Below are 3720 nucleotides of genomic sequence, written 5' to 3' on the forward strand. Positions count from 1 at the left end.
CGACGGGAACGCACCCCCGGACGGGCGGCAGGCGGCCGGCGACGACCGCGCCGACGCCCGCGCGGACGGACAGATCGGCTCGGTCGCGCCCACGGCCCCGCCCGCCGCCGGGAGTTCGGGCCCGCCGCCGTCCTCCTCCCCCACCGGTGACGCCCCCGCCCCGCCCGGGCCGCCGGTCCTGCAGCCGGGCGACTCGGGCCCCGAGGTGACCGAGCTGCAGCTCCGGCTGCGGCAGGTCGGGCTCGGTCTGCTGCAGCGGGCGGACGGCACGTACGACGACGACGTCCGCGCCAGCGTGCGCACCTTCCAGTCGTTCAACGGGCTGGACGGGGACGAGCCCGGCGTCTACGGCGCGGAGACCCGGCGCGAACTGGAGTCGCGTACGGACGAGCCCTGAGCCCGCCGGGCGGCCCTACGCACCCGCGTCGAGGTGCGGGACGAGCGCGGGATACCAGCGGTCGGCGATCTTCCGGTCGCCCGCGGCGTTGGGGTGCACCCCGTCGTAGGTGTCGGCCGCCGTGTCGAACCCGGTCCACTGGTCGACCGCGACGACCGGCGACCCGGCCGTGCCGACGTCCGCCGCCCAGCCGGGGATCAGCGCGTTCAGCGCCTCCACCCGGGCCGCGCACTCCCCGCACGAGGGCGGGTTCATCGGGATGAGCCGGGCGACCAGCACCACCATCCCCGGGTTGTCGGCACGCATCTGCGCCACGAGCGTGGTGTACGCGTCCAGGATGCGCTGCGGCGGGACGCCGCTCCACACGTCGTTCGTGCCGAAGTGCATGAGGACGACGTCGGGGTGGGTGGCGTCGAGCCAGCCGGGGAGCATGTTCTGCGCGGCCACGTTGGTGACGAGGTAGCCGCCGTGGCCCTCGTTGTCGCCGTCGTAGTCCACCCCGCAGCCCTGCGGGCCGAGCGTCCCGACGAAGTCGACGGCGGTGTGGCCCTCGTCCTGCAGCCGGTTCCACAGCACCGCGCGCCAGCAGCCGGGCGAGCCGGTGATGGAGTCGCCGAGCGGCATGACCCGCACCGGGTCGGCCGCCGCGGCGCCGGGCGGCGGGCCGAGGAGCAGCCCGGCGGCCAGCGCGAGCGCGGCCGCGAGCGGCCACCGGGTCCGTGTTCTCGTCGGGTGTCGCACCGCCGGCCCTCCTTGTTGGTCCGTACGCTCCCCGGGAGAGGTTGGGAGCGCTCCCAACCTCCCATCAACGCACGCCTGTTACGCGCATGTCAACAGCCGGGAAGCGCCGCCGTGCGGCTCCCGCGGGAACCTCCCGCGGGGGTTGCCGCCGGGGTCGCCCTGCCTTAGATTGCGTTCACCATCTTGAACGATGGATCACGGCGTGATCGGGGCCAGCAGGCACGCGAGGGCGAGGAGAGGCCACCCGTGGGCACACCCAGCGCCGGCCACGACGCCGCGGCGACCGCCGAGTTCCGCGAGTTCTTCGAGCACCACTATGCCGAACTCGCCCGTCTGGCGAACTCGTTGAGCGGCGAGTCCGACGGCGCGGACGACCTGGCCGCCGACGCGCTGGTCGCGCTCTGGCGCCGCTGGGACCGGGTACGCGCCGCCGACCACCCGGCCGCGTACGCCCGCGGGGTCGTCGCCAACCTGGTCCGCAGCCGCATCCGCAGCGCCGTGCGGGAACGCCGCCGCCTCGCCCTGTACTGGACCGACAACCACGAGCACGTCGACGACCCCGACGTGCCGGCGGTCGTGGACGTGCGCGCCGCGCTGCGCAGCCTGACGTTCCGCAAGCGCGCCTGCGTCGTCCTGCGCCACGCCTTCGACCTCTCCGAGCGCGAGACCGCGCACACCCTCGGCATCTCGGTGGGCACCGTCAAGAGCCAGACCGCCAAGGGCGTGGCCCAGCTGGAACAGGCGCTCGGCGGCGGCGGTGCTCAGCTCGGCCGCCCGGCCGGGTGCGCCGGGCGTAGGCGCGGGCGGCGCGGTCGCGGTCGCCGCAGCGGGTGGAGCACCAGTGGCGCCGGCCGTGGCGCAGCAGGTAGCGGTTGCAGGGGCTGGACCCGCACGGGGTGAGGCGTTCGGCGTCGGGGCCGGTCAGCAGGTCGGCGGCGTCGGCGGCGAGGGCCGCCAGCGCGCGGTCGAGGATCTCGTTGGTGGGGCACGGCGCCGCGCGGTACGGGCCGTTCTTCTCGTCCCAGTACAGCAGCGCGGCCGTGGGGGCGCGGCTCAGCGCGTCGTTGACGGCGGCCAGCGCCGCCGGCAGGGCGGGCAGCCCGGCCACGCGGGCGGCGAACAGCGCCCGCAGGTGCTCGCGCAGTGAGCGCAGCTGCGCCGCGCACATCTCCCGCACGCCGGCGTCGGGCGGGGCGAGGCCGTGTTCCGTGAGCCACCGGTTGGCGCCCTCGGGGGTGCCGAGGAGGTCGGTGAAGTGCCCTCCGGGCATCGCCACGGCGCTGTTGACGAAGTCGAGGGAGGGGCGGTCCGCCGCCCCGGGCGCGGGGGTGACGGCGACGTCTCCGGTCGGGCTCTCGGACATGCCTCTCATGGTAGAGGTTGCCGCCGTCCGTGAGGAAGGACTATCGTCCTCACGGATAATCGCCTAGACATCCGTGAGGTTCCCATGTCCGGTGCCGGTACCACCGCCGCGCAGTTCCCCGTCCGCGTCCTGGGCGGCCCCACCGCCCTCTTCGAGTACGGCGGCCTGCGCTTCCTGACCGACCCGACCTTCGACCAGCCGCGCGGGTACGAGGTGCCGGGCGGCTCGCTGACCAAGACCGCGCCTCCCGCGGCGGCGCCGGCGGACCTGGGCCGTATCGACGTCGTCCTGCTCTCCCACGACGAACACCCCGACAACCTCGACGAGTCCGGCCGGGCGCTGCTCGCGGACGTCCCGCTGACGCTGACCACGCCCGGCGGCGGAGAGCGGCTGGGCGCGCCGGCCCGGGGGCTGGCCGACTGGGAGGCGGCCGAGCTGGACCGCCCCGGCGGCGGCACGGTCACGGTCACCGGCGTGCCCGCCGTGCACGGGCCGGCCCCGCGCGCGGCCGTCGAGGCGGCGCTCGGCGAGGTCGTCGGGTTCGTGCTGACCGGCGCGGGGCTGCCCGTCGTCTACGTCAGCGGCGACAACGCCTCCGGGGCGGCGGTCGCGGAGATCGCCGAGCGCTTCGGCCCGGTGGACACGGCGATCCTGTTCGCCGGCGCGCCGCGCATCCCCGTCCTCTTCGACGGCGAGCCGATCGTCCTGGACAGCGCGCAGGCGGCCGACGCCAGCCGAGTCCTCGGCGCCCGCCGGGTGGTGCCCGTCCACTACGAGGGCTGGGCGCACTTCACCGAGGGCCGCGAGGAGCTGGCGGCCGCCTTCACGGCGGCCGGGCTGCACGGCCGGCTCGACTGGGGCTCGCGAGGCTGACCCGCCGGCGTACGGCCCTGCCGCCGCCCCGTAGCGTCGGCGCCGTACGGCCGTACCCGCGCCCCGCACCCCGCCCGACCGAAGGAACCGCACGTGACGACGACCGCGCCCGCCCGGTCCGCCGGCCCCGACCGGGCCCGCGCGCAACGCCGCGCGCTGACCGTCCTGTTCGCCGCCCAGGTGCTCAGCGGCGCCGGCCTGGCGGCGGGCGTCGCCAACGGCGCCCTGCTCGCGCAGGACATGCTCGGCGCCACCGGCCTGGCCGTGCTGCTCGGCGCCCTCGCCGCCGCCGGGGCCGCGCCGGCGGCGGGCGGCGGCGGCCGGATATCCCACGCGCACGGGCGCC

Annotated in this window: 3 protein-coding genes and 3 pseudogenes; 4 read left to right on the top strand and 2 right to left on the bottom strand. The window is 76.6% G+C overall.

Annotated features, from left to right (window positions below; translation table 11 throughout):
* On the top strand, window positions 1-397 hold a 397-nt coding region (locus tag ABD317_RS34545), incomplete at its 5' end, for a peptidoglycan-binding domain-containing protein (RefSeq protein WP_344295452.1).
* 21 nt (window positions 398-418) lie between these two features.
* Here the strand turns inward: ABD317_RS34545 and ABD317_RS34550 are convergent.
* Window positions 419-1021, bottom strand: a pseudogene (locus ABD317_RS34550) (SGNH/GDSL hydrolase family protein); the annotation flags it as partial.
* A 363-nt stretch (window positions 1022-1384) separates the two neighbouring features.
* Here ABD317_RS34550 and ABD317_RS34555 point away from each other — a divergent pair.
* Window positions 1385-1825, top strand: a pseudogene (locus ABD317_RS34555) (sigma factor); the annotation flags it as partial.
* A 13-nt stretch (window positions 1826-1838) separates the two neighbouring features.
* Here the strand turns inward: ABD317_RS34555 and ABD317_RS34560 are convergent.
* Complete coding sequence (locus ABD317_RS34560; protein ID WP_425582519.1) at window positions 1839-2501, bottom strand: ABATE domain-containing protein; 663 nt, start codon at window positions 2499-2501, stop codon at window positions 1839-1841.
* Window positions 2502-2585: 84 nt separating this feature from the next.
* On the opposite strand from ABD317_RS34560, the gene ABD317_RS34565 reads away from it, so the two are divergent.
* Both ABD317_RS34565 and ABD317_RS34570 read left to right on the top strand, forming a co-directional pair.
* Complete coding sequence (locus ABD317_RS34565; protein WP_344295459.1) at window positions 2586-3374, top strand: MBL fold metallo-hydrolase; 789 nt, start codon at window positions 2586-2588, stop codon at window positions 3372-3374.
* Between the two features lie 93 nt (window positions 3375-3467).
* Window positions 3468-3720 (top strand): annotated as a pseudogene (locus ABD317_RS34570) (MFS transporter); the annotation flags it as partial.

The sequence above is a fragment of the Streptomyces synnematoformans genome (genome assembly GCF_039531005.1).
In the GTDB taxonomy this organism is placed as follows: domain Bacteria; phylum Actinomycetota; class Actinomycetes; order Streptomycetales; family Streptomycetaceae; genus Streptomyces; species Streptomyces synnematoformans.